At 60.9% G+C, this 25479-nt stretch carries 21 protein-coding genes; 17 read left to right on the plus strand and 4 right to left on the minus strand.

The genetic code is table 11. The features are described from left to right. The first annotated feature begins 190 nt into the window (after positions 1-190). The 6 genes from hisB to coaA all read left to right on the plus strand — a co-directional run bounded on the left by hisB (position 191) and on the right by coaA (position 4453). Positions 191-799 carry an imidazoleglycerol-phosphate dehydratase HisB gene (gene hisB / locus RNA01_RS17410; RefSeq protein WP_147181485.1) on the plus strand — a complete coding sequence of 203 codons (609 nt, stop codon included), beginning with the start codon at positions 191-193 and terminating at the stop codon, positions 797-799. 102 nt (positions 800-901) lie between these two features. Next, positions 902-1552, plus strand: coding sequence for an imidazole glycerol phosphate synthase subunit HisH (hisH, locus tag RNA01_RS17415; RefSeq protein WP_147181486.1), 651 nt, complete (start codon positions 902-904; stop codon positions 1550-1552). Positions 1553-1578: 26 nt separating this feature from the next. Continuing rightward, positions 1579-2313 carry a 1-(5-phosphoribosyl)-5-[(5-phosphoribosylamino)methylideneamino]imidazole-4-carboxamide isomerase gene (gene hisA, locus RNA01_RS17420; protein WP_147181487.1) on the plus strand — a complete coding sequence of 245 codons (735 nt, stop codon included), beginning with the start codon at positions 1579-1581 and terminating at the stop codon, positions 2311-2313. 14 nt (positions 2314-2327) lie between these two features. Beyond that, entirely contained in the window at positions 2328-3116 is a 789-nt protein-coding gene (gene hisF / locus RNA01_RS17425; protein ID WP_147181488.1) for an imidazole glycerol phosphate synthase subunit HisF, read from the plus strand. A 21-nt stretch (positions 3117-3137) separates the two neighbouring features. Further along, positions 3138-3461: a phosphoribosyl-ATP diphosphatase gene (locus RNA01_RS17430; RefSeq protein WP_147181489.1), complete on the plus strand. Its 324-nt coding sequence runs from the start codon at positions 3138-3140 to the stop codon at positions 3459-3461. Next, complete coding sequence (gene coaA, locus RNA01_RS17435; protein WP_147181490.1) at positions 3458-4453, plus strand: type I pantothenate kinase; 996 nt, start codon at positions 3458-3460, stop codon at positions 4451-4453. The genes RNA01_RS17430 and coaA overlap by 4 nt, the downstream gene beginning before the upstream one ends. Before the next feature lie 47 nt (positions 4454-4500). On the opposite strand, the gene RNA01_RS17440 is transcribed toward coaA, so the two are convergent. The 4 genes from RNA01_RS17440 to RNA01_RS17455 all read right to left on the minus strand — a co-directional run bounded on the left by RNA01_RS17440 (position 4501) and on the right by RNA01_RS17455 (position 7875). Then, the gene (locus RNA01_RS17440; RefSeq protein WP_147181542.1) at positions 4501-5103 is read right to left on the minus strand and encodes an alpha-ketoglutarate-dependent dioxygenase AlkB family protein; all 603 of its coding nucleotides are present in this window, start codon (positions 5101-5103) and stop codon (positions 4501-4503) included. Between the two features lie 68 nt (positions 5104-5171). Next, positions 5172-5645 carry a peptidoglycan-binding protein LysM gene (gene lysM / locus RNA01_RS17445; protein WP_147181491.1) on the minus strand — a complete coding sequence of 158 codons (474 nt, stop codon included), beginning with the start codon at positions 5643-5645 and terminating at the stop codon, positions 5172-5174. Positions 5646-5730: 85 nt separating this feature from the next. Beyond that, positions 5731-6165 carry an alternative ribosome rescue aminoacyl-tRNA hydrolase ArfB gene (arfB, locus tag RNA01_RS17450; RefSeq protein ID WP_147181492.1) on the minus strand — a complete coding sequence of 145 codons (435 nt, stop codon included), beginning with the start codon at positions 6163-6165 and terminating at the stop codon, positions 5731-5733. Between the two features lie 99 nt (positions 6166-6264). Beyond that, positions 6265-7875 (minus strand): phosphoenolpyruvate carboxykinase, encoded by a 1611-nt coding sequence (locus RNA01_RS17455; RefSeq protein WP_147181493.1) that lies wholly within the window; start codon positions 7873-7875, stop codon positions 6265-6267. 339 nt (positions 7876-8214) lie between these two features. Between RNA01_RS17455 and RNA01_RS17460 the strand changes: the two genes are divergently transcribed. The 11 genes from RNA01_RS17460 (at position 8215) to addA (ending at position 25436) form a co-directional block, all read left to right on the plus strand. Next, complete coding sequence (locus RNA01_RS17460; RefSeq protein ID WP_210245773.1) at positions 8215-8937, plus strand: response regulator transcription factor; 723 nt, start codon at positions 8215-8217, stop codon at positions 8935-8937. A 69-nt stretch (positions 8938-9006) separates the two neighbouring features. Further along, entirely contained in the window at positions 9007-10761 is a 1755-nt protein-coding gene (locus tag RNA01_RS17465; RefSeq protein ID WP_147181544.1) for a sensor histidine kinase, read from the plus strand. After that, positions 10758-11201, plus strand: a complete 444-nt coding sequence (locus RNA01_RS17470) for an HPr kinase/phosphorylase (RefSeq protein ID WP_147181494.1) — start codon at positions 10758-10760, stop codon at positions 11199-11201. Before RNA01_RS17465 ends, RNA01_RS17470 begins: the two co-directional genes overlap by 4 nt. 144 nt (positions 11202-11345) lie before the next feature. Further along, positions 11346-11747, plus strand: a complete 402-nt coding sequence (locus tag RNA01_RS17475; RefSeq protein WP_147181495.1) for a PTS sugar transporter subunit IIA — start codon at positions 11346-11348, stop codon at positions 11745-11747. A 19-nt stretch (positions 11748-11766) separates the two neighbouring features. Next, positions 11767-12039 carry an HPr family phosphocarrier protein gene (locus tag RNA01_RS17480; RefSeq protein WP_147181496.1) on the plus strand — a complete coding sequence of 91 codons (273 nt, stop codon included), beginning with the start codon at positions 11767-11769 and terminating at the stop codon, positions 12037-12039. A 175-nt stretch (positions 12040-12214) separates the two neighbouring features. Further along, on the plus strand, positions 12215-13615 hold the full coding sequence (ahcY, locus tag RNA01_RS17485; RefSeq protein ID WP_147181497.1) for an adenosylhomocysteinase: 1401 nt from the start codon (positions 12215-12217) through the stop codon (positions 13613-13615). Between the two features lie 366 nt (positions 13616-13981). Then, the gene (locus tag RNA01_RS17490; RefSeq protein WP_235916738.1) at positions 13982-16423 is read left to right on the plus strand and encodes a sensor histidine kinase; all 2442 of its coding nucleotides are present in this window, start codon (positions 13982-13984) and stop codon (positions 16421-16423) included. Next, entirely contained in the window at positions 16420-17955 is a 1536-nt protein-coding gene (gene tsaE / locus RNA01_RS17495) for a tRNA (adenosine(37)-N6)-threonylcarbamoyltransferase complex ATPase subunit type 1 TsaE (protein WP_147181499.1), read from the plus strand. Before RNA01_RS17490 ends, tsaE begins: the two co-directional genes overlap by 4 nt. Then, a complete protein-coding gene (locus RNA01_RS17500; protein ID WP_147181500.1) occupies positions 17955-18698 on the plus strand; it encodes a nucleotidyltransferase family protein in 744 nt (247 codons plus the stop codon). The genes tsaE and RNA01_RS17500 overlap by 1 nt, the downstream gene beginning before the upstream one ends. 2 nt (positions 18699-18700) lie before the next feature. Further along, entirely contained in the window at positions 18701-21892 is a 3192-nt protein-coding gene (gene addB, locus RNA01_RS17505; RefSeq protein WP_147181501.1) for a double-strand break repair protein AddB, read from the plus strand. Beyond that, on the plus strand, positions 21882-25436 hold the full coding sequence (addA, locus tag RNA01_RS17510; protein WP_147181502.1) for a double-strand break repair helicase AddA: 3555 nt from the start codon (positions 21882-21884) through the stop codon (positions 25434-25436). Before addB ends, addA begins: the two co-directional genes overlap by 11 nt. The last annotated feature ends 43 nt before the right edge of the window (positions 25437-25479 follow it).

Here is a 25479-nt window from a genome sequence, read left to right on the forward strand (position 1 = left end):
TGACGCTCCTGCTGCCCGTCCACCGGGTGTTGGATTGGATGCGCGAAACCGCGCTGTTTGTTCCTATGTAAGTTGGTCCCGCGCGAATGCAATCTCGTGACGCATTGCGATATGGAGCCGCCTGCTTTTGCTGGATATTTGGCTGGTCGCCTGATAAGGAACCCCTGACCAAGGAATGGAGCAGACCCTGATGGGCGAAACAGCAATGCGACGCGTGGGAAGCATTTCCCGCAAGACCAACGAAACCTCCGTTTCGGTTTCCGTCAATCTCGATGGGACCGGCGTGGCGACGATTTCCACGGGCGTCGGCTTCTTCGACCATATGCTCGACCAGCTTGCCCGACATTCGCTGATCGACACGGAGATCGACGTCAAGGGCGACCTTCACATCGACGATCACCACACGGTCGAGGATACCGGCATCGCCATCGGCCAGGCGATTTCCAAGGCGCTCGGCGACCGGCGTGGCATCACCCGTTATGCCTCGATCGACCTCGCCATGGACGAAACCATGACCAAGGCGGCGATCGACGTCTCCGGCCGGCCGTTCCTGGTGTGGAACGTCGCTTTCAGCGCCCCGAAGATCGGCACTTTCGACACCGAACTGGTGCGTGAGTTCTTCCAGGCCCTAGCGCAGAACGCTGGCATCACCTTGCATATTCTTAATCACTATGGTGCCAACAATCACCATATCGCCGAGACCTGCTTCAAGGCCGTGGCGCGGGCGTTGCGGACGGCACTCGAGATCGATCCACGCCAGGCAAGCCGCGTCCCGTCGACCAAGGGCACTCTCGTCTGAAGTCGCCCGCCGGGAGACTGCGGCAGGCAGCTTGATCATCGCATTGCGGCGCGGCGGGGACCTCTCTCCATCGCATCGCTTTCAGGAAGAGGACGTTCCACGATGCGCGTGGCGATCATCGATTATGGATCCGGAAATCTACGGTCAGCCACCAAGGCCTTCGAGCGGGCTGCACGCGAAAGCGGCATCGACGCGACCATCGAACTGACCGACAAGGCCGAGCGCGTGGCAACGGCCGATCGCATCGTGCTGCCGGGCGTTGGCGCCTATGCCGATTGCCGTCGTGGCCTCGACGCGGTCGCCGGCATGCATGAGGCCATCGTTGAGGCGGTGGAAAAGAAGGCTCGCCCCTTCTTCGGCATCTGCGTCGGCATGCAGCTTATGTCGACCCGAGGGTTGGAAAAGACCATCACGCCCGGCTTCGGCTGGATCAAGGGCGACGTCGTCGAGATGACCCCGAGCGACCTATCGCTGAAGATCCCGCAGATCGGCTGGAACACGCTCGACCTGCATCAGCCGCATCCTTTGTTCGATGGGATCAAGACAGGGCCGAATGGTCTGCACGCCTACTTCGTCCACTCCTATCATCTGGCTGCGGAAAATCCGGAAGAGGTGATCGCCACCACAGACTATGGCGGACCAATGACGGCTTTCGTCGGCCGCGCCAATATGGTCGGCGCCCAGTTTCATCCGGAAAAGAGCCAGGCACTCGGCCTCAAACTGATTGCCAACTTTCTTTCCTGGCAACCGTAAGTCTCCTCGCGTATCGGGCATTCCACATGATCCTCTTTCCCGCCATCGACCTCAAGGACGGCCAGTGCGTACGGCTCAAGCTCGGCGACATGGACCAGGCAACCGTCTACAGCACCGATCCGGGCGCCCAGGCGAAAGCCTTCGAGGACCAAGGTTTCGAGTGGCTTCATGTCGTGGACCTCAACGGGGCCTTCGCGGGGACGAGCGTCAACGGGGCTGCCGTCGATGCGATCCTAAAAGCGACCAAGAACCCGGTTCAGCTCGGCGGCGGCATTCGCAGCCTCGAGCATATCGAGAACTGGCTCAATCGCGGCTTGTCCCGCGTCATCCTCGGCACCGTAGCCGTGCGCGATCCGGGTCTGGTAATTGAGGCCTGCAAGGCCTTTCCGGGCAAGGTTGCCGTTGGCATCGACGCCAAGGGCGGCAAAGTCGCCGTGGAAGGCTGGGCGGAAGCCTCCGAACTTGGTGTGATCGAGTTGGCGAAAAAATTCGAGGGAGCCGGTGTATCCGCAATCATCTATACCGATATTGATCGCGACGGCATCCTGACTGGCATCAACTGGGAATCGACGCTGGCGCTGGCCGATGCCGTCTCCATCCCGGTGATCGCCTCGGGCGGACTTGCCTCGATGAACGATATTCGCCGGATGCTCGAGCCGGATGCGGCCAAGCTCGAGGGCGCGATTACCGGCCGTGCACTCTACGACGGCCGCATCGATCCGGCCGAGGCGCTGGCACTGATCCGCGCCGCACGCAGTTAAACAAGGATAGACCGATGACGCTCAAAGCCCGTGTCATTCCCTGCCTGGACGTAAAGGACGGCCGCGTCGTCAAGGGCGTGAACTTCGTCGACCTGATCGACGCCGGTGATCCCGTCGAGGCGGCAAAGGCCTATGACGCCGCCGGTGCCGACGAACTGTGCTTCCTCGATATCACGGCGTCTTCGGACAATCGCGACACGATCTTCGAGGTCGTTGCGCAAACCGCCGATCACTGTTTCATGCCGCTCACAGTCGGTGGCGGCGTTCGCACAATCGCCGATATCCGAAAGCTGCTGCTCTGCGGCGCCGACAAGGTGGCCATCAATTCGGCCGCTGTGAAAAATCCGGATTTCATCGCAGAGGCGGCGGACAAGTTCGGCGACCAGTGCATCGTTGTTTCGATCGATGCGAAGCAACGCCGAAAGCAGGAAGCGGGTGGCGACAACTTAAGCGCCTGGGAAATATATACGCACGGCGGCCGCACGCCGACCGGCATAGATGCCGTCGAGTTCGCATTGAAAATGGTGGAGCGCGGGGCAGGAGAATTGCTTGTCACATCGATGGACCGCGACGGAACAAAGATTGGGTACGATCTCGAATTGACGAGAACCATTGCCGACAGCGTGCGGGTCCCGGTCATCGCCTCCGGTGGCGTCGGCAACCTCGATGACCTGGTCGCCGGCATCAAAGATGGGCACGCCACCGCCGTGCTCGCCGCCTCGATCTTCCACTTCGGCACCTATTCCATTGCCGAGGCCAAGCAATATATGGCGCAGCATGGCATAGCCATGCGGCTCGACTGAACCACGCGAAAGGGATCTGTGATGAGTGATTTCTCCCTGACCGACCTCGAGAAGATCGTTGCAAACCGCGCGCAGGCCAGTCCTAGCGAATCTTGGACGGCGAAACTCGTTGCTGGCGGACAGTCGAAGGCGGCAAAAAAACTGGGCGAAGAAGCTGTCGAGGCGGTGATTGCCGCGATCAAGGACGATCGGGAAAACCTCGTCTACGAGAGTGCCGACCTCATCTATCACCTGATGGTCGTATTGAAAATCGCCGACATCCCGCTACAAGCGGTGCTTGACGAGCTTCAACGGCGCACAGCCCAGACGGGCCTCAGCGAAAAGGCCAGCCGGCAGGATCCATGACGACAGCGACACGGGAATCCGAAACGCCAGAGATGCTCGACCACTTTCAGGCGAACGGCTATTCGCCCTATCTGTTCTTCACTTCGGAAGAATGGGCCCAATTCCGGGCCGACACGCCGCTGACGCTAACGTCCGACGAATTGAAGCGGCTTCGCTCGATCGACGACCCGATCGATCTCGATGAAGTGCGACGCATCTATCTGTCGCTATCGCGCCTGCTTTCGGCTCATGTCGAATCATCCCAGTTGTTGTTTCAGCAGCGCAGTCGCTTCCTCAGCACCGCGGGCGTCTCGAAGACGCCCTTCGTGATCGGCATCGCCGGCTCGGTGGCGGTTGGCAAGTCGACGACGGCACGCATCCTGAAAGAGCTCCTGGCACGTTGGCCGTCGAGCCCGAAGGTCGACCTCGTGACGACTGATGGCTTCCTGTATTCAAACGCCCATCTGGTTCGTCACAATATCCTCAATCGCAAGGGCTTTCCCGAAAGCTACGATACCGGCGCGCTTCTGCGCTTCCTCTCTGCGATCAAAGCGGGCCTGCCGAACGTCAAGGCGCCAGCCTATTCGCACCTCATCTACGACGTACTGCCGAACGAGCACAAGATCATCGATCGCCCGGACATCCTGATCTTCGAGGGCATCAACGTGCTTCAGTCGCGTGACCTGCCGGCTGACGGCAAGATCATACCGATCGTTTCGGACTTTTTCGACTTTTCGATCTACATCGATGCGGAAGAGGCGCTCATTCATCGCTGGTATGTCGATCGCTTCATGAAGCTGCGGCAGACCGCGTTCCGTGATCCGAATTCCTATTTCAACCGTTATGCGGCAATCAGCGAAGAAGAAGCGCTGACGATCGCAGAGGGGCTCTGGCAAAATACCAACCTGAAGAACCTGCGGGAAAACATTCTGCCGACTCGGCCGCGCGCCGATCTCATTCTGCGCAAGGGCGACAACCACCTCGTTGAGCAGGTGGCGCTCAGAAAACTGTAAGCGATGCATCACCGGCTATTCGTTCGATAGCCCGCCATCAATGTCGGTCAGCGATTGACCCGCCTGAGTGTCAGATTGATGCGCCCGCCATTCTTCAGAAGCGTCGAGGTCGCCGGATAAATCCGGTCGACACCATGGAAGCAGAGCCGTCCTGGTCCGCCGATGATGAAAACATCGCCGCTCCTGAGCTTCAGGGAGATGGTCGGATCTTTGCGGCTGGTACCGCCGACACGAAACAGGCAGGTATTGCCAAGCGAAACCGACACGACCGGCGCCTCGAAATCCTTCTCATCCCGATCCTGGTGCAGGCTCATGCGAGCGCTGTCGTCATAGAAGTTGACCAAACACGCCTCCGGTCGCTTGTCACAACCAGAAACCCGGTCCCAGATATTGAGCAACATCGCGGGAATGGCGGGCCAAGGCTTGCCCGTGACCGGATGGGTGGATTGATAACGATAACCGCGCTCCTTGTCGGTCACCCAACCAAGCGGACCGCAATTCGTCATGCGAACCGACATTTCCTTGCCCGTACCGGGCATGGCCGGAACGAAGAGCGGCGCCTTCACCGCGATATCACGAATGGCCGTGACGAGGTCTTCCTGGTCTCGGCGGTCGATGAGATCAGGGACATAACGAAGGCCTTCCGGCAGGCTACGCTTGGAATGCTCAATCATAACGCGAGAACGGCGGCGTTTCCGCCGCCGCCTTCACCGCAAAATCAGTCGGCGAGATCGGGAATACGCAGGACCTGGCCAGGATAGATCTTGTCGGGATGGGTCAGCATGGGCGTGTTCGCTTCGAAGATCACGGTGTGCTTGGCACCCTTACCCTTGCCGTATTGCGCCTCGGCAATCTTCCACAAATTGTCGCCCTTCTTCACGGTATAGAAGACCGGCGCCTTCGCTTCCACAAGCGTCGCCGCGTCGGGGCCGGCGATCTTGAGCTCGTCCGCCTGCACCTTGGAAATCCCGAGCGTATTGCCCACGGCAATTACCGCCTTTTCAAAGGCCGACTGGTCCTTCACGGTGCCCTTGAGCACGACCTTGTCATCGATGACGGCAACGTCGACCTTGTCGGTCCCGAGATTGTGGGAGGCGAGTTCCTTCTTGACGGCCTCGACATCGGGGGCAGCATCATCGTCGCCGATTCCGAGTTTCTTGCCTGCGCTCTTGATGAAGTCGAAAAAACCCATGATCACTCCCTTCGGATTGTCGTTATGCTAAGCGAGAAAACGCACTTTGGAAGACTAGGTTCCATTCGCAGAATGGCAAGCTAAATTAGTCTCCCGCAGGTTTGCCGCGCATTTTCTTGACTTCAGATCGTCCCGATTTTTCCTTCAGCCGGCGCTCCACAGAACCCTTGGTCGGCTTGGTTTTTCTGCGCGGGGGCGGCGGGGGAGCGGCGGCGGCGAGGATCAGTTCCTTGAGCCGGTCACGCGCATCCTCGCGGTTACGCTCCTGGCTACGAAAGCGATTCGCCTCGATCATCAGCACGCCCTCCTTCGAAGCACGCCGTCCGGCAAGCTTCAGGGCATTCTCCTTGACCCTGTCAGGGAGAGCGGGCGATCCGGCAATGTTGAAGAACAGTTGGACCGCAGTCGACACCTTGTTGACATTCTGTCCACCCGGACCGCCAGCCAGAACAAACTGCTCCGTCAGTTCCCAGCCGGCAAGGGTGATCCGGTTATTGATAAGAAGTGCTTCGCTGGCCATGTCCTGTCTCCGTCCGCTCTATTTCATATTCGAACGCTGCGGAAAACAAGAAACCCGGCGGTTTGATCCGCCGGGTTTCATTAAGTCATGACTGCCGTCTTACTCAGCTGCGATATTTGCGCTCGGAGCAGCGGCGCGGACCGAGTGATCGACATGATCCTCGAACTTGGCGAAGTTGGTGATGAACATCGCCACCAGCTTCTTGGCCTGCGCATCGTATTCCGCTCCATCCGACCAGGTCGAGCGCGGGTCGAGGATCGTCGTGTCGACCCCTTCGACCGCAACCGGAACGGCAAAGCCGAAGCTCGGATCGATACGGGTCTCGGCCTTTTTCAGTTCGCCGCTCAGTGCGCCGGCGAGCAGAGCGCGGGTGGCCTTGATCGGCATACGATGACCGACGCCGTAAGCACCACCGGTCCAGCCGGTGTTGACCAGCCAGCAGTCGACATTGTGCTTGGCGATCAGATCACGCAGCAGATTGCCGTACTCAGCCGGATGACGCGGCATGAACGGAGCGCCGAAGCAGGTCGAGAAGGTGGCTTCCGGCTCGGTGACGCCCTTTTCCGTACCGGCAACCTTGGCGGTGTAACCGGAAAGGAAGTGATACATGGCCTGTTCGGGCGTCAGCTTGGCGATCGGCGGCAACACGCCGAAGGCATCGGCCGTGAGCATGATGATCGTCTTCGGATGACCGGCACGGCCGGTGTCCGATGCGTTCGGAATGAAGTGCAGCGGATAGGCGCAACGAGTGTTTTCTGTGCGCGAGGCATCGTTGAAGTCCGGCACGCCGGCGTCATCCAGCACGACGTTCTCCAGAACGGTGCCGAAGCGCTTGGTGGTGGCGTAGATTTCCGGCTCGGCCTCGGCCGAAAGACGAATGGTCTTGGCGTAGCAGCCACCTTCGAAGTTGAAGATGCCATGTTCGCCCCAGCCGTGCTCGTCATCGCCAATCAGCGTGCGGCTCGGGTCAGCCGAAAGCGTCGTCTTGCCGGTGCCCGACAGACCGAAGAAGACGGCAGCATCGCCGGCCGGGCCAACATTCGCCGAGCAGTGCATCGGCATAACGCCCTTCGGCGGCAGCATGTAGTTGAGTGCGGTGAAGACCGACTTCTTCATTTCGCCGGCATAGGACGTACCACCGATGAGAACGATGCCGTTGGTGAAGTCGCAGGCGATGACCGTTTCTGTACGGCAGCCGTGACGGGCCGGATCGGCACGGAAGCTCGGCAAATTGATGATCGTCAGCTTCGGCTGGAATTCGCTGAGCGCCGAGCGCTCCGGGCGAATCAGCAAGTTGCGGATGAACAGCGAGTGCCAAGCAAGCTCGGTCACGACGCGAGTCGGGAGTTCGTTCTCGGCATCAGCGCCGCCGATCAGGTCTTGGACGAACAGATCCTTACCTGCCGCGTGGGCCAACATATCCTTGTGCAGGATACCGAAGTGCTCCGGCGACATGGGCTTGTTGTTGTCCCACCAAATCTGGCCGTCGGTGTGGCTGTCGCGGACGATAAACTTGTCCTTGGCCGAACGGCCGGTGTGCTGCCCCGTAACCGCGCAAAGCGCGCCATCAGCAGTCAGCACAGCTTCGTTACGGCGAATCGCCTCTTCATAAAGGTCGCGCTCACGGACATTGTAGTAGACGCGAGCCGCGTCTCCCAAACCGATCGCTGCTACCCCGATGAGGGGATTATTTACACCAAGCTCCTCCATGAGCGCGCATCCTCTTGTATTAGGAAAGTGACGTTGAATTTTGGCGAACCTAGTGTTCGAGTTTTCAAAACGCAAGAAGCAAATCAAAAAACATTCAATAATTTCAAATAATTAATCGATTTAAATCAGAATCACATTTTTTAAATCGGTTTGCATGACCATCTTTCGGTTGTTGTGACAGCACATTGCACCCCGATTGCCGCAGGACTTACGGCACGCCCCTTTATCTTTGCCACAATTTGTTCCACCTTTATCCTCAATAAGCGCATCCGAACGCCACCACACCTTGGGTTGGGACGATACCAGGAGTCGCGCTTCATGATGACGGAGACAAATACAATGCAGACGATCGCGCTCGTAGACGACGACCGCAATATTCTCACGTCCGTATCGATCGCGCTCGAGGCCGAAGGATACAAGGTCGAGACTTACACCGATGGAGCATCGGCGCTCGACGGCTTGCTGGCACGTCCGCCTCAACTCGCAATCTTCGATATCAAAATGCCACGCATGGACGGCATGGAACTACTGCGGCGCCTACGGCAGAAATCGGATATTCCAGTGATCTTCCTGACCTCCAAGGATGAGGAGATCGACGAGCTGTTCGGTTTGAAAATGGGAGCCGACGACTTCATCACAAAACCGTTCTCGCAGCGCCTCCTGGTCGAGCGGGTCAAGGCCATTCTTCGCCGCGCTGCGAGCCGGGAAAACCTGGCCGCCGGCGGCCCCCCGAGGACGGCCGCCGAGCAGCAGGCCCGTACGCTGGAACGGGGACAGCTGGTCATGGATCAGGAGCGCCACACCTGCACCTGGAAAGGCGACCCGGTAACACTGACGGTGACAGAATTCCTTATCCTGCAATCGCTGGCTCAGCGTCCTGGTGTGGTGAAAAGCCGCGACGCGCTGATGGACGCGGCCTATGACGAGCAGGTCTACGTCGATGACCGTACGATCGACAGCCACATCAAGCGCCTGCGCAAGAAGTTCAAGATGGTCGATACCGACTTCGACATGATTGAAACGCTCTACGGCGTAGGCTACCGCTTCCGCGAAGCGGCGTAACGCCGCGGCGGCCTGATCGGCCGCCCGGCAAAAGGGTTGAGCGTGGCCAAGCAATTGGATAACGGGATGATGGACGAACTGGATGGCGGAGGCGAACAGCGCCACTTTCCAGTCCACCCGTTTACGCTGATACGACGGATTTTCGGTCATGCGCTGTTTTCCAGCCTGACCCGACGTATCGTCTTCTTCAACCTTGCCGCCCTGATCGTGCTGGTCGGCGGCATCATGTACCTCAACCAGTTCCGCGAAGGCCTGATCGACGCGCGCGTCGAAAGCCTGCTGACCCAAGGCGAGATCATCGCCGGGGCCATTTCCGCCTCGGCCTCGGTCGACACCAACTCGATCACCATCGATCCGCAGAAACTACTGGAACTCCAAGCCGGACAGAGCATAACACCGGTTCCGAACGACGAGGACCTCGAATTCCCCATCAACCCGGAACGGGTCGCACCTGTGCTCAGACGGCTGATCTCGCCAACACGCACGCGCGCTCGGCTGTTCGACGCAGACGCCAACCTCTTGCTCGATTCGCGCCACCTCTATTCACGTGGCCAGGTTCTGCGCTTCGATCTGCCACCAGTCGAAGGTGACTCCTCCAGCGTGACCGACTGGGTGGCACGCATCTTCAACATGGCTCTCCAGCCGTCGAATCTCCCGGTCTACAAGGAAGCGCCTGGTGGCGACGGATCGATCTATCCAGAGGTGATGAATGCGCTCACCGGTGTGCGCGGCGCCGTCGTGCGCGTCACCGACCAGAGCGAACTTATCGTTTCGGTCGCTGTGCCCGTCCAGCGCTTTCGTGCGGTTCTCGGCGTCCTGCTGCTCTCCACGCAGGCCGGCGACATCGACAAGATCGTCCATGCCGAGCGTCTGGCCATCCTGCGTGTCTTCGGGGTCGCAGCCCTTGTCAACATTGTCGTCTCTCTGCTTCTGTCCTCGACCATCGCCAACCCGCTGCGGCGACTTGCGGCGGCGGCGATCCGCGTGCGCCGTGGTGCCAGGGAGCGCGAGCAAATCCCCGACTTCTCCGCTCGCCAAGACGAAATCGGCAATCTTTCCGTCGCCCTTCGCGACATGACCAATGCGCTTTATGACCGGATCGACGCGATCGAGAGTTTCGCTGCCGACGTCAGCCATGAGCTGAAAAACCCCCTTACCTCACTGCGCAGCGCGGTGGAAACCCTGCCGCTCGCCAAGAGCGACCACTCGCGACAACGGCTGATGGATGTCATCCAGCACGACGTACGTCGCCTCGACCGATTGATCAGCGACATTTCCGACGCCTCCCGTCTCGACGCCGAACTGGCGCGCAGCGATGCAAAGCCAGTCGACCTCGAAGTGCTGCTGTCCAGTCTAGTCGATGTCTCGCGGCAAATCAGAAGCACCAAGAAGCCGGTCGAGCTTGACTATATCATCGATCAGAAGCCAGGCGCCAAGACCGGCTTTGTCGTCCAGGGACATGATCTCAGACTCGGCCAGATCATCACCAATCTGATCGAAAATGCCCGCTCTTTCGTGCCGGAGGTAGGCGGTAAGATCACCGTGAAACTGTCCCGCACCCGAGGGCGCTGCCTCGTTCAGATTGAGGATAATGGCCCGGGCATCCAGGCCGAGGACATCGACCGCATCTTTGAGCGCTTCTACACGGACCGACCCGAGGGCGAGAGCTTCGGCCAGAATTCCGGTCTCGGTCTTTCCATCAGCCGGCAGATAGCCGAGGCCCATGGCGGCAGCCTGAGGGCCGAGAACATCATCGAACCCGGAACCGGCAGACGGCTTGGCGCACGGTTCATCCTGTCGCTGCCTGTTGAGGCTGCGGCTTGAGCGGCCGCGGCGTCAATATCCACGCAACAGCGATCGTCGTCGGCACCACCGGCCTCGTCTTCATCGGCCCATCAGGATCGGGAAAGTCGATGCTCGCCTTCGATTGTTTGTGCGAGGCACGTCTTCATGGCCAGTTCGCCGCCTTGGTGGCGGATGACCAAGTTTTCATCTCCCGTTTCGGCACGCATGTCGTGGCTTCGCGACCCGAGACCATCAAGGATCTGATCGAGTTGCGCCACGGCGGCATAGCGCGGATCGCCAGTATTCCCCGCGCCCTGCTGCACTATGCTGTTGTCCCGGTGATACGGGGCGAGGCAAAACGATTGCCCCCCGAAAAGGCAAGGGAAACACTTTTTGGCGAAGTCAGCTTGCCAGCACTCCACGTTCCGAGCGACCTGCGCTTGCCTTTTTCTTTCATAAATGCCTTGATCGCTTCCTAAACCGCGTTCGCTTCATCGAAACGGACCGCAGTTTACGCTTGAACTTCGCGCTTTCATCGCCAAGATGGCGAGCCACTGATGGACGAAGTACCTGCGTTGCGTTATCTCCGCCATCTGTCTGCGCAGGCAAGGGGTATTAGAAGAATGATCGGACTTGTGCTTGTCACCCATGGCAAGCTGGCTGAGGAATTTCAGCATGCCGTCGAGCATGTCGTGGGACCTCAGAAATTCATCGAAACCGTCTGCATCGGTCCGGACGACGATATGGATCAACGTCGCCAGGACATCCTGGACGCGGTGATGCGTGCCGATGACGGGCATGGTGTGATCATCCTGACGGACATGTTCGGTGGAACACCTTCAAATCTCGCCATTTCCGTGATGAACACCGGCCGGATCGAGGTGATCGCTGGCGTCAACCTGCCCATGCTCATCAAGCTGGCTGGCGTGCGCGGCGAGAACGATATGGAAAAGGCGCTGGCGGATGCCTCCGACGCCGGACGCAAGTATATCAACGTCGCCAGCCGCGTGCTGAGCGGCAAGTGATCTGTCCGAAGGTCCTTCCATGCCTAATTCGCGGGAACTGCTGATCATCAACAAGCGTGGCCTGCATGCCCGTGCCTCGGCCAAATTCGTCCAGACAGTGAACGATTTCGACGCTTCCGTGCAGGTCACCAAGGACGGCACAACAGTCGGTGGCACCTCCATCATGGGATTGATGATGCTGGCTGCCAGCCCGGGCTGTTCGATTACGGTTAGCGCCACAGGCAATCAGGCGAGTGCGGTGCTTGACGCCCTGGAATCCCTCGTCGCGGACAAGTTCGGCGAAGAGATGTAATCACCGCTTAATCATATAAAGACATAAAGACCTCTTTATGTCATCTTGCCAATCTCGGTAATCCCTGCTAAACGCGGATCAGAAACCCGTCTTTTGCAGAGGGGTCACGCATGGTGCTTGCCTTTCGCCGATCACGGAGCCGGGCCTGCGCCGTCATCCTAGCCGGGAGCGCTTCATGACCGCACATAACGACTATATCGTCGCAGATATCGGCCTCGCCGATTTCGGCCGCAAGGAAATTGCCATTGCCGAAACTGAAATGCCGGGACTGATGTCCTGCCGCACAGAGTTCGGCCAGAGCCAGCCGCTGAAGGGCGCCCGCATCACCGGCTCGCTGCACATGACCATCCAGACTGCTGTTCTGATCGAGACGCTGGTGGCTCTCGGCGCGGAAGTGCGCTGGGCCTCCTGCAATATCTTCTCGACCCAGGACCATGCGGCCGCAGCGATTGCCGCCGCTGGCATCCCGGTCTACGCCGTCAAGGGCGAAACGCTTGAAGAATACTGGACCTATACCGACCAGATCTTCCAATGGCGTGACGGCGGCGTCTCGAACATGATCCTCGATGATGGTGGTGACGCCAGCATGTACATCCTGCTCGGCGCACGCGCCGAAGCCGGCGAGGACGTGCTTTCCAATCCAGGCTCGGAAGAGGAAGAGATTCTGTTCGCGCAGATCAAGAAGCGCCTCGCCGCTTCCCCTGGCTGGTTCACCAAGCAGCGCGATGCGATCCTCGGCGTGACCGAGGAAACCACCACGGGCGTTCACCGCCTTTACGAACTGAGCAAGAAGGGCCTCCTCCCCTTCCCGGCGATCAACGTCAATGACAGCGTGACCAAGTCGAAGTTCGACAATAAGTACGGCTGCAAGGAATCGCTGGTGGACGGCATTCGCCGCGGCACCGACGTGATGATGGCCGGCAAGGTCGCCGTCGTATGCGGCTATGGCGATGTCGGCAAGGGATCCGCTGCATCACTGCGCGGCGCAGGCGCCCGCGTCAAGGTCACCGAAGTCGACCCAATCTGCGCCCTGCAGGCTGCCATGGACGGCTTTGAAGTCGTCACGCTGGAAGACGTCGTCGCCTCCGCCGACATCTTCATCACCACCACCGGCAACAAGGACGTCATCCGCATCGAGCACATGCGCGAGATGAAGGACATGGCGATCGTCGGCAATATCGGGCACTTCGATAACGAGATCCAGGTCGCCGCTCTGCGCAATCTCAAGTGGACCAATGTCAAGCCACAGGTTGACATGATCGAGTTCCCCAAGGGCAACCGGATGATCCTTCTTTCGCAAGGTCGCCTGCTCAATCTCGGCAATGCGACCGGTCATCCGTCCTTTGTCATGTCGGCCTCCTTCACCAACCAGGTTCTGGCGCAGATCGAGCTCTTTACCAAGCCCGGCGAATACAAGAACGAGGTCTATGTCCTGCCGAAACACCTCGACGAAAAGGTCGCTCGGCTGCATCTCGAAAAGCTCGGCGTGAAGCTGACCACACTTTCTGAAGAACAGGCCGCCTATATCGGTGTGACGCCGCAGGGCCCGTTCAAGGCGGACCACTACCGCTATTGATAATCCTCTGGATATCTACCAAATCTAGTGACCGCAGCCTTGACAAAGGCTGCGGTTTCTTTTTTGCCCCCGACCCTTCCCGCAGATTTCCTTAAGCAGTATTGTTTTAGCACTTGATTCGTGGCGCACCCATCAGGGCGTCGGCGAAATGGGATGTCTTGTCGACGATGCGGCACATAGGACGGAGACAGACCGAGGATGTCGGTAAATAACAACGGCCCGTTCAATCGGAACAAAGCGGCGGGTGTCGATCCCAAAGCAGCGCGGCGGCGCGCCCGGGATTGCAACCAAGAAAACGCCAGCGCGAACGAGGGAACTCGTTCGCGCGTGAGACCGGGTCTGCTGCCACGATTGTGGCGCGCCTGCATGGGCGGAACCATCCTGACCGGCTTTTTCTCTCCCAGTTTGGCGCAGACAGACGCGGTGATCCCGCCGAGTGAAAAGCTCTTCACATCGGTCGAAATGGTCGGATACGCACTTGTTCTCGGCATCCTCTCGGCGGCGATGCTCTCTGCCGGGTGGCTGATCCGCCAGCGCGGACGGCTCGAGGCCGAAGGTGCCGAAATGCGTTCAGCCCTCTCCGACGCGAAACAGCAGATCTCACGCTATCACGCGCTGATTGCCGAAAAAAACCGCCGGATTGTTATCTGGGATGGACAGAACGGCAAGCCGGAATTCCTCGGCCAATTGCCGGTCGAGACCGGAGCGCCGCAAACCGATGGGGAGTTCCTCGCCTTCGGACGCTGGCTGAAACCAGCCTCGGCGAGCGAATTGGAAAAAGCGATCGAGGCCTTGCGCTACGGGGCCGAGAGCTTCGACGTCATCATAGAGACCCATCGAGGCGAAGTGATCGAGGTCCAAGGCCGCCTTTCCGGCGGGCGGGCATTCGCCCGTTTCGTCGCCCTCAACAACCTGCGTGCCGAACTCGCCGAACTGAAGATCGAACGCAACCGCTTGAGGAATTCCATCGCAACGTTCGAATCACTGCTCGACGCCATCGAACAACCAGTCTGGCGCCGCGACGCGGAAGGACACCTGATCTGGGTCAACCATGCCTATAGTGAAGCGGTCGAGGCCAAGTCGCCTGATCAAGCCGTGCGCGAAAGCCGAGAGATCCTCACCAGCCTGACCCGGGAGAAGATCAAGGCAAGCGCGACGCCCGAATCGCCCTTCCATGACGTCGTCTCCACTGCCGTGCGCGGCAAGCGAAGCTTCTTCGATGTGGTCGACGTTCGCGAGCCTTCCGGTTCTTGCGGCATGGCAGTCGACGTCAGCGGCGAAGAAGAGCTTCGCGAGGAACTGGCCCGCACACTGAAGAGCCATGCCGAAACGCTTGAACACCTCGAGACCCCGGTCGCCATCTTCGACGGCGACCGACGCCTGCAATTCTTCAATCAGCCGTTCCAGAAACTCTGGGACCTCGAACCGCTTTTCCTCGAGTCGCATCCAGACCATGGCGAGCTGCTGGACCGCCTACGTTCGGCCCGCAAGCTGCCGGAGCAGCTGAGCTGGAAGGCGTGGAAAGAAAACACGCTTTCGGTCTATCGCTCGCTCGAGACCCAGACTGAGCTCTGGCATCTGCCGAACGGTCAGACACTGCGGGTTATCGCCTCGGCCCATCCGCAGGGTGGCGCAACCTGCGTTTTCGAAAACGTCACGGCGCAATTCGACCTGGAAAGCCGCTACAATACGCTGCTCAGGGTTCGCGGCGAGACGATCGATCATCTGTCCGAAGGAGTCGCGGTATTTGGTCCGGACGGGCGTATAGAACTATCGAATCCAGCCTTTCGCGCGCTTTGGGGTATTCCGGAGGCTGACGCCAAGCATGGAACTCATATCAAGGCGATCGAAGCTGCCTGCGCCCCGTCCTATGAGGGAGCCGACGGCTGGAAGGCCTTTGCCAAGATCATAACCAGTTTCGAGGACGAGCGGCCGTCGAGCCAAGGCACGCTGGAGCTCTATTCCGGCCTGGTTCTCGATTATGCCGTGACGCCCCTGCCGAATGCACAGACCATGCTGACCTTCGTCAATATGACGGACAGCGTGCGAGCCGAGCGAGCACTCAAGGAAAAGAACGAAGCGCTGCGCAAGGCTGACGAGTTGAAGAACGACTTCGTCCAGCACGTCTCTTATGAATTGCGCTCCCCGCTCACCAATATCATCGGCTTCACCGATCTCCTGAAGACCCCGGCGATCGGACCGCTCAACGAACGCCAGGCGGAATATATCGACCATATTTCGACCTCGTCCTCAGTTCTTTTGACAATCGTCAATGATATTCTGGATCTGGCCACTGTAGATGCCGGCATCATGCGGCTCGACTATACGGAGATCGATCTCAACGACCTGCTTGACGACGTGTCGATGCAGATGACCGACCGACTGCAGGAAGGCAATGTCTCCCTGGAGATCGCGGCTGTCGCCCAGCTCGGCCATATCGTCGCAGACCAGCAGCGGCTCAAGCAGATTCTGATCAAGCTGCTCACCAATGCCGTGAACTTCGCGCCGGAGGGATCGTCGATCGAGTTGAAGTGCTGGCGCGACGATGGTGATTTCGTCTTCACGGTCCACGACAACGGTTGCGGTATGTCGCAAGACATGCTGGCCACTGTGTTCAATCGTTTTTCGACCAATGCCAAGACCGGCAAGCGCAGTGGCGCAGGGCTCGGGCTTTCCATCGTCGAGAGCTTCGTCAACCTGCACCAGGGCGAGGTTTCGATTGACAGCGAGCAGGGACGCGGCACCACCGTGACCTGCCGCATCCCTTCCGCCGTGCTCGAACCGCAAGCCATCGCCGCCGCCGGATGACCGACACGCGATCGAGCCTTTCGCTGCGCCTCGCCGACGAAACCGAGACCGACCGCCTCGGTGAGGAATTGGCCCTAGTGGTGAAGCCCGGCGACTGCCTGGCGCTCTGGGGAGATCTCGGCGCCGGCAAGTCGACATTGTCGCGCGCCTTGCTGCGGGCCATGGCGGATGATGACTATCTCGAAGTGCCGAGCCCGACCTTCACGCTGGTCCAGAACTACGATCTGCGATTGGCTGTCGCGCATTTCGACCTTTACCGTCTCACGGACCCCGAAGAGCTTGAGGAGATAGGCTTTTCCGACGCCCTTGACAGCGGCGTCTGCCTTGTCGAATGGCCGGACAAGGCGGGAACGGCTTTGCCCGGGTCACGGATCGACATCGCTTTCGGCTTCGAACCAGGTGGCGGACGCCAAATCACCATCACGGCGCCAGCGCTCAAGATCGCCCGCATTGAGCGCGTCTTCCTCATCCGGCGCTTTCTCGACGCGCATGGCTATGCGGGCGCTCGCCGGCGGCACCTGACCGGTGATGCCTCCACCCGTGCCTATGAGTACATTTATCCGGCCGACGCCGGCACAAGACGTATCCTCATGGATGCGCCGCGCCAGCCAGACGGCCCGCCAATCCGCAACGGCAAGCCCTATTCGCAGATCGCCCATCTGGCCGAAGACGTCTACCCCTTTGTCGCTATCGATACGGCCCTGCGCGACCGGGGATTTGCCGCTCCGGAAATCTATGAAAGCGATTGCGAAGCCGGTCTGCTGCTGATCGAGGATTTAGGCCAAGAGACTGTTCTTGACGAGGACGGCAAGCCGATCGCCGAGCGCTACCGGGCCAGTGTCGAATGCCTCGCGGCACTGCACGCGACGCGCTTCGACCGCGACATTCCGCTGCCGACCGGCGGCATGCACCATGTGCCGGACTACGACCGTACGGTGATGAAGATGGAAGCCGAGCTTCTGATCGACTGGCACCTGCCGTGGAAGCGAAACGGGGCGCCGGCATCGGACGAAGAGCGCGCGGAATATGGAGCAATCTGGGACAGACTGATTGACCAACTTGCCGATACCGAGAAGAACCTGGTCCTGCGCGACTTCCATTCGCCGAACATTATCTGGCGCGGCGCCGAGCTGGGCGTTCAGCGTATCGGCCTGATCGATTTCCAGGATGCGATGATCGGGCCGTCTGCCTATGATCTCGTGTCGATCGTTCAGGACGCCCGCGTCACGGTCGAAAGACCGCTCGTTGACCAATTGATGGCCGACTATCTTTCGCTTCGCCGTGCCGAGCCGGACTTCGATGAGCAGTCCTTCCTCAAGGCATGGGCGATCATGTCGGCCCAGCGCGCCTGCAAACTGAACGGACTTTGGGTCCGGCTGATGAAGCGCGATCATAAGCCCGGCTACATGAAGCATATGCCACGCACGCTTTGGCATCTTTCCGTCGCCTTTGAGCACGAAGCGCTTGCCCCCTTGCGCGACTGGTGCGCACGGGTTGGAATCGGCCCAACCGAATCACTGGCGCAGGCATAATGAAAATCACCCATGCAATGGTGCTCGCAGCCGGGCTCGGGACTCGGATGCGACCGATCACCAATACCATGCCGAAGCCGCTGGTTGCGATCGCCGGAAGACCGATGATCGACTACGTGCTCGATATCCTCGTTGCGGCTGGCGTCGAGCAGGTGGTGATCAATGTCCATCACTTCGCCGAACAGATGGAAGCCCATCTTGCGGGATATCATGGTCTGAACATCCTCATTTCTGATGAGCGCGAGGCGCTGATGAATTCCGGTGGCGGACTGGTCAAGGGGCTGAAGCTGCTCGACCGTTCGCCGGCCTTCGTGATGAATGCCGACCTGTTCTGGATCGGCGACGAAAGCGCGGACAAATCCAATCTATCGCTTCTGGCCGATTTCTTCGACCCGGCGCGGATGGACATGGCGCTGCTCTGCGTGCCGCTCGAGCGGACCACAGGGCATAACGGTAAGAAAGACTTCTCGCTTGGTGCCGACGGCAGGCTCAAACGCTATACGGAGGGCGATCCCGCTCCGGTCGTCTACGCGGGTGCCATCGCGCTCTTGCCGGAACTCTTTGACGACGCGCCGCAGGATGCCTTCAACCTGAACATCTATTTCGACCGGGCCATCGCCCGCAGCCGGCTCTATAGCGTCGAGATGGCTGGTCAATGGCTGACCGTTGGCACACCGGAGGCGATCAGCGAGGCGGAAGAAACGATCAGACGCTTCCCGCCCGCTGACAGCGATGGAGCCTGAGGATGGCTCGGACCCACCAACCGCGTGTCCTGACGATACCGGCGGGGCTCCCCTTCCTGAAGATCCTGGCGGCGCGGCTCCTCGACGGCACCCTGTCGCCCAGCTACTGCTACGATCCCGCCGATCCCCTATCGCTCGCCAAAGTCACGATCCTCGTACCCACGCGGCGCGCGGCGCGCGTTCTGCGTTCGGAATTCGTCGATCTGCTCGGTGGTCGCTCGGCCATCCTGCCGGTCATCCGGCCACTCGGCGAGACGGAAGAGGACAACGGCTTCTTCGAGGCCGATCAGCCCGCCCTCATCGATCTAGCCCCACCGGTCAGCGGCACCGTCATGCTGCTAGAACTGGCACGGCTGATCCTTGCCTGGCGCAACCAGCTCCCGGCGATCGTGCGCAGCATCCATGCCGATACGCCGCTCGTCGCCCCGGCAAGTCCGGCGGACGCCGTGTGGCTGGCGCGCGCGCTGTCCGAATTGATCGACGCGGTAGAGACCGAGGGCTGTGATTGGGCCGATCTCGTCAAGCTGGATGCGCGCGACTTTGCGTCCTGGTGGCAGCTGACTGTCGAGTTCCTGAAAATCGCCACCGCCTTCTGGCCCGCGCGTCTGGAAGAGTTGATGCGCTCATCGCCGGCCCGTCACCGCGACGCGGGATTAAGAGCTGAGGCCCAGCGCCTTACCGGGGTCGAACATGGCCACCCGGTGATCGTCGCGGGCTCGACTGGTTCGATCCCGGCCGCCGCCGACCTGATCGCCGCCATTGCCGAACACCCGCAGGGCGTCATCGTCCTGCCAGGTCTTGACATGACCATGCCGCCGGAGGACTGGCTGAAGGTCGGTCTCGAGCAGGAAGCCGGCCACTCAGCCGAACCGGCCAGTCGCGGCCATCCGCAATACGGTCTCTACCGGCTGCTGCAGCGACTACAGGTTGACCGCTCGGACGTCGAGACCCTTGGCATCGCCAACAATGCGCTCGCCGATCGCGCCGAGATACTGTCGCGTGCGCTCGCGCCTGCCGGCGCGACCGACGGCTGGCAAGCATGGCGAGCGGGTTTTGGCGATACACGGCTTCAGACCGCCCTTGCTGATATGGCGCTGATCGAGGCGGCAAACGAGCGGGAGGAGGCGACTGCGATCGCCATTGCCCTGCGTCTCGGGCTCGAACGTCCGGGTGCCGACGGCAACGAAAGCCGTGTGGCGCTGATCACCCCCGACCGCGCCCTTGCCCGCCGGGTAACCGCCGAGCTTGCCCGCTTCGGCATCGTCGCCGACGATTCGGCCGGCACGCCCTTCAGCGCCACACAGCAAGGCATCCTCACCCAGCTCCTGCTTGAGGCCACGCTGCGTCCCGGAGACCCAATCCCGCTCGTATCAGTCTTGAAGCATCCGCTGGTGCGCTTCGGTATGAGTGCCCAAAGCTATCGCCAGGCTGCGGACGCGCTGGAGATGATCGCCCTTCGCGGCGGCATTCAGGCGGTCGATCTCAGTACTCTGCCCGCCCTATTCGAGCAGCGGTTGGCGGAGCATCTCGCCGACCGCCATGCACCACGGTGGCGGCTTTCGCTGGCGCCGGAATCCCTTGAAAGGGCACGCGATCTCGCCGCACGGATTGCCAATTCCGTCGAGCCGCTGGTTTCCGCACTCGTGCGCATCGACGATGACCGCGTTCTCACCGACAAGCTGCCACTCGGCCAGTGGGCGGAGCACACTGGCCGAGTGCTGGAAATGGTCTGCGCAGACGAACACGGCGATCTGTCGGCTCTCTGGTCCGATGAGGCCGGCGAAACGCTCGCAAACCAGCTCGGCGAGATCATGTCGACCGATGGCGAGATCGTGGCTGACGGACCACAATGGATCGACATCTTCTCGGCCCTGACGGCGAGTTCAGCGGTCAAGCCACGTGCCATGCGCCATCCCCGCGTTTTCGTCTTCGGCACACTCGAAGCGCGGCTGCAAGACGTCGACATGCTGGTGATCGGTGGGCTGAATGAAGGCTCATGGCCGGGACAGACAACCAACAACCCCTTCCTGTCGCGCACGATGAAGGCGGAGATCGGGCTCGAGCCGCCCGAGCGGCGGATCGGCCAGTTGGCGCATGACTTCGAGATGGCGAGTGGCACCCGCCATCTCGTTTATTCCCGCGCCTTGCGTCAAGGGTCGGCGCCAACGGTCGCGTCCCGCTGGTTGCAGCGGCTGGTGGCGCTCTGCGGCAGCGAGTTCGAGCGTCAGCTGAAGTCACGCGGTGATCTCTATCGGCACTATGCGGCCCTTCTGGATCGCGCCGAGAGTCAGGCTCCGGCCCAGCGCCCTGCCCCGAAGCCTCCAGCCGAGCTTCAGCCGACTCAGTTCTCCTTTAGCGAGGTCGGCCGGTTTCGGCGCGATCCCTACGCGCTCTATGCCCGACGTATCCTGCGTCTCGATCCAGTCGACGGCTTCAACGAGGATCCGGGTGCGGCCGAGCGCGGCACGCTCTACCACAAGATCGTCGAGCGCTTCGTCAGCGAGGCCCATGACCCGGCAGGCCCAGAGGCGCCAGCCGTCATGCGACAGATCGTTGACGAACTGTTTGATGCCGAAGGACTGCCGATCCATATCGACATCGTATGGCGCCAGCGTTTTGCCAGCGTCGGCCGAGCCTTCATCGAGTGGGAACGCAAGCGTCGACCCGAGATCCGCAAGACCTTCACCGAGGCGCGCGGCCGAATCGAGCTGGCGAACGGCATCACCCTTAGCGGTGTGGCTGACCGGATCGACCTGAAGGGTGCCAATCATGCCGACATTATCGATTACAAGACCGGCCTCAGCCCCAGCCAGGCGCAGGCCCGCAGCCTGCTTGATCCGCAGCTTTCGCTTGAGGCCGCTGCCCTCATGGCCGGCGCTTTCCGGGATGCCGGCCGGCTGACGCCTGAAAATCTTCTCTATGTGCGCCTCAAGCCTGCCGACAGCCTGATTGTCGATCCGGTGAACAATGAACTCACCGGTCGCGGCGACAACAAGAAATCGGCAGTGGACCTCGCCGAGCAGTCTGTCGAGGAGCTGGCGAGATTCGTCGAAGCCCTGAGGAGTGGCGAGCGCGGCTATGTCTCGCGCCTGATTCCGGCCCAGCAAAATGATTTCGGTGGCGAATACGACCATCTGGCCCGCGTGGCGGAATGGTCGACTGCCGACAGCGAGGAACCCGCCAATGACGACTGATGATGGCCTGTTGCCGTCTGGCGACGATCCGGCGGTCTGGCTCGACTGGACAACGCTGCAACAGGCGGTGGCCTCAGACCCGGCGCGATCCGCCTGGGTGTCCGCCAATGCCGGATCTGGAAAAACCCATGTCCTGACCCAACGCGTCATCCGCCTCCTGCTTGCTGGCGCCCGCCCCTCCTCGATCCTCTGTCTGACCTATACCAAGGCTGCGGCCTCGGAAATGTCTAACCGCGTCTTCTCGCGGCTCGCCGAATGGGCAACGTTGCCGGACGAGAAACTGGCCGAGCGTCTTTATGCGATCGAGCGTCTCCAGCCGGATCGGATCAAGCTCGCCGAAGCGCGGCGGCTGTTCGCCCGTGCGCTGGAAACACCGGGTGGCCTGAAGATCCAGACCATCCATGCCTTTTGCGAAGCGCTGCTACATCAGTTCCCGCTAGAGGCCAATGTCGCGGGCCATTTCACCGTGCTCGACGACCGTGCCGCCCATGCGGTTCTTGCCGAAGCCCGCCGCTCGCTGCTGACGGCGACCTCGTCCGAGGATGACGCGACTCTCGCCGATGCCTTTTCCCAGGTCCTCAGCATTGCCGACGAGAACGGACTTGAAACACTGCTTGGCGATCTCGTCGCCAATCGGCATGCGATGCGCGCCTTTGTCCGGGCCGCGGAAGCGGGTGGTGGCGTGGATGCGCTGCTGCGCAAAGGGCTGGGCATTGGCGCGGATGACACGGAGGACAGCCTGCTTGCAGAGAGCTGGCCCCTGCCCTCGCTCGATGGAGCGATGCTCACGACCTATATCCTTCTGGCGCGCGACAAGGGCGGCAAGACGGTGCAGGAGGTCGCCGATCTGCTGGAAAGCGCCGCGCATGAAATCGATTCGCGCAAGCGCCTCAGCCTGGTGGAAGCCGCATTCTTGACCAAGTCGGGAAAGCCGAAGGCAGACACGTCCCTGATCGCCGCCGCCATGACCAAAGCGGCGGCGCATCTACGCGACGCCATGCTGGAAGCGCGCGACCACTTCGTCGCCTTCCGAGACCGGCTCGCCCTGTTCCGCATGTATCAGGCGACCCTGGCGGCGCTAACGCTCGCCGCTCGGCTCGACGACGACTACGAGGAGCTGAAGAAGAAGCGCAGCCAGCTCGATTTCGAGGATCTGATCGTGCGCACGGCCGAATTGCTGCTGCGCAGCGACGTCGGCCCCTGGGTGCATTACAAGCTCGACCAGGGCATCGACCATATTCTCGTCGATGAAGCGCAGGATACCAGCCCGGTGCAATGGTCGGTCATCCGCTCGTTGCGCGAGGATTTCTTCTCCGGCGAGAGCGCCCGTAGCCTGACGCGCACCTTCTTTGCTGTCGGCGACGAAAAGCAGTCCATCTATTCTTTCCAAGGCGCCCGGCCGGAGCGTTTTTCCGAAGAGGCCTTAGCCACGGCGCGCGCCGTGGCAGCGGGAAGCCAGATCTTCAGCGAGGTCCGCCTGCCGCTCTCCTTCCGTTCGACGTCCGCGGTTCTCTCCGCCGTCGACCAGGTCTTCTCCGTTGAGAGTAACGCGAGAGGTCTCAGCGCCCGTGGCGAAGACGTGGTGCACATGTCCAGCCGGCTTGGACACCCCGGCACGGTCGATCTGTGGAACATGATCGCGGCGGAACCTGCAGCCAAGACGGAAGACTGGACGGCCCCCTTTGACGCGACGCCCGAGAGCGCACCCTCAGCTATCCTTGCACGGCGGATCGCCTTCACCGTCGAGCAGCTGATCGGCAAGGAAACCATCGTCGAGAAAGGCAAGCGCAGGCCGATCCGGGCCGGCGACATTCTCGTCCTGGTGCGCAAACGCGACAGCTTCGTCAATGCCCTCACACGTGCGCTGAAGCGACGCAACAATATCCCGGTCGCCGGTGCCGACCGGCTGAAGCTCACCTCGCATATCGCCGTGCAGGATCTGCTGGCACTCGGCCGCTTCGTTCTCCTGCCCGCTGACGATCTCTCGCTCGCGGCGCTTCTGAAGAGCCCGCTGTTCAACCACAGCGAGGAAGACCTCTTCGAACTGGCTGCCAATCGGCCCGCAAACTGCGGTCTTTGGGACCATATGCGCGCCGCCGCCGAAGACGCTCCGCACCAATGGCGCGAAACGGTCAGTCAGCTTGACGCGTTTTTCCGTCTGTCCCAGGGGCTGCCTGTGCATGATTTCTATGCCCGCGTTCTCGGTGTTCATGGTGGCCGCCGCGCCTATCTTGCTCGCCTGGGCAGCGAGGTGAGCGACATCCTCGACGAGTTCCTGAGTTTTGCGCTGGCCTTCGAGACAGCCGGCCTTCCCGGCTTGCAGGCCTTTGTCTCCACCCTTGAGACAGAAGCACCCGAGGTGAAGCGCGAACAGGACAAGGATCGTGACGAGGTGCGCATCATGACAGTGCATGCCTCGAAAGGACTGGAAGCACCGATCGTCTTCCTGGTCGATGGCGGGGGGAAGCCCTTCAACCACAGCCATCTCGCCAAGTTTCGCCTGATCGAGGCCCGCGACGATCTACCACAGCTTCCCGTTTGGGTGCCGAACAAGACGCTGGCGAACTCCCTGGTCGAGGCTGATGTCGAGCGGCGTCGGCAGATGGCGGAGGAAGAGTATCGCCGCCTGCTCTACGTAGCGATGACGCGCGCCGCCGATCGCCTGATCATTTGCGGCTACCGCGGAGTGCGCGAACCCGGTGAAATCTGGCATCAGATGATCGCCGACGCTTTGCGTGCCAAGGCAGACACTTGCCGCGAGGTCGAATATTCCAGCCCGGACGGCACATGGGAAGGCCTTGCCTGGCGTCTTGCCGATCCGGCAAGGGACTTTGACAGCGAGGCCGAAAGATCCGCCGAGACGCGCGACGATGTCTTGCCGGATGCGCTTCTCACGCCTCTTCCGGCAACCCCCGGCCTGCCGCGACCGCTCAGCCCCTCGGGCGCCGGTGCGATAATCATCGACGAGGCCGACGACGCGCTGGTGACTTCTCCCCTCTTCGCAGAACGGGAATCGGCCGGCATCGCCCTGCAAAAAGGTCGCCTCGTGCACCGGATGCTGCAGATGCTGCCCCTAATCGCAGCACCCGAACGCGAGGCTGCTGCCCGGCGCTATGCGGCGCGGGCAGCCCGCTTCTGGCCCGCCGCCGAACGGGAGAAGCTTGTCCAGACAATCATGGCGGTGCTTGAGCACCCCGACCTCGAAGCCATCTTCTCGGACGACGGCCAGGCGGAGGTCTCGGTGATGGGCAGTTTCCTGCTAAACGGGGAGGAGCGTGCCGTTTCCGGCCGGATCGACCGCATGGCCGTGGTCGATGAACGAGTGATGCTGGTGGACTACAAGACCAATCGCTCCTCGCCGCGCAGCCCCGCAGACGCCCCGCTGTCACATCGTGCGCAGCTGGCGATCTATCGCGAGATCCTGCGGCCGCTCTATCCGGACCGCCAATTCGACTGCCTTCTCGTCTACACGGAGGCGGGCACTGTTCTGAGCCTTGACGAGGATACCCTGTCGCAGTCCCTTGCCGCGCTCAAGGCATCATGAGATACCGCATATTGAAATTGCGGCTGGTTCACATCACATATCT

It is taken from the genome of Paenirhizobium naphthalenivorans (genome assembly GCF_007992095.1).
Classification (GTDB): Bacteria; Pseudomonadota; Alphaproteobacteria; order Rhizobiales; family Rhizobiaceae; genus Allorhizobium; species Allorhizobium naphthalenivorans.

What these genes read in the sequence shown, in the direction of transcription:
- hisF (WP_147181488.1), top strand. Translation starts at nt 2,328, where the DNA reads ATGACGCTCAAAGCCCGTGTCATTCCCTGCCTGGACGTAAAGGACGGC.
- addB (WP_147181501.1), top strand. Translation starts at nt 18,701, where the DNA reads ATGGCTCGGACCCACCAACCGCGTGTCCTGACGATACCGGCGGGGCTC.
- arfB (WP_147181492.1), bottom strand. Translation starts at nt 6,165, where the DNA reads ATGGCCAGCGAAGCACTTCTTATCAATAACCGGATCACCCTTGCCGGC.
- RNA01_RS17490 (WP_235916738.1), top strand. Translation starts at nt 13,982, where the DNA reads ATGGGCGGAACCATCCTGACCGGCTTTTTCTCTCCCAGTTTGGCGCAG.
- hisA (WP_147181487.1), top strand. Translation starts at nt 1,579, where the DNA reads ATGATCCTCTTTCCCGCCATCGACCTCAAGGACGGCCAGTGCGTACGG.
- hisB (WP_147181485.1), top strand. Translation starts at nt 191, where the DNA reads ATGGGCGAAACAGCAATGCGACGCGTGGGAAGCATTTCCCGCAAGACC.
- RNA01_RS17480 (WP_147181496.1), top strand. Translation starts at nt 11,767, where the DNA reads ATGCCTAATTCGCGGGAACTGCTGATCATCAACAAGCGTGGCCTGCAT.
- ahcY (WP_147181497.1), top strand. Translation starts at nt 12,215, where the DNA reads ATGACCGCACATAACGACTATATCGTCGCAGATATCGGCCTCGCCGAT.
- RNA01_RS17500 (WP_147181500.1), top strand. Translation starts at nt 17,955, where the DNA reads ATGAAAATCACCCATGCAATGGTGCTCGCAGCCGGGCTCGGGACTCGG.
- hisH (WP_147181486.1), top strand. Translation starts at nt 902, where the DNA reads ATGCGCGTGGCGATCATCGATTATGGATCCGGAAATCTACGGTCAGCC.
- RNA01_RS17455 (WP_147181493.1), bottom strand. Translation starts at nt 7,875, where the DNA reads ATGGAGGAGCTTGGTGTAAATAATCCCCTCATCGGGGTAGCAGCGATC.
- addA (WP_147181502.1), top strand. Translation starts at nt 21,882, where the DNA reads ATGACGACTGATGATGGCCTGTTGCCGTCTGGCGACGATCCGGCGGTC.
- tsaE (WP_147181499.1), top strand. Translation starts at nt 16,420, where the DNA reads ATGACCGACACGCGATCGAGCCTTTCGCTGCGCCTCGCCGACGAAACC.
- RNA01_RS17460 (WP_210245773.1), top strand. Translation starts at nt 8,215, where the DNA reads ATGCAGACGATCGCGCTCGTAGACGACGACCGCAATATTCTCACGTCC.
- lysM (WP_147181491.1), bottom strand. Translation starts at nt 5,645, where the DNA reads ATGGGTTTTTTCGACTTCATCAAGAGCGCAGGCAAGAAACTCGGAATC.
- RNA01_RS17465 (WP_147181544.1), top strand. Translation starts at nt 9,007, where the DNA reads ATGGACGAACTGGATGGCGGAGGCGAACAGCGCCACTTTCCAGTCCAC.
- RNA01_RS17475 (WP_147181495.1), top strand. Translation starts at nt 11,346, where the DNA reads ATGATCGGACTTGTGCTTGTCACCCATGGCAAGCTGGCTGAGGAATTT.
- coaA (WP_147181490.1), top strand. Translation starts at nt 3,458, where the DNA reads ATGACGACAGCGACACGGGAATCCGAAACGCCAGAGATGCTCGACCAC.
- RNA01_RS17430 (WP_147181489.1), top strand. Translation starts at nt 3,138, where the DNA reads ATGAGTGATTTCTCCCTGACCGACCTCGAGAAGATCGTTGCAAACCGC.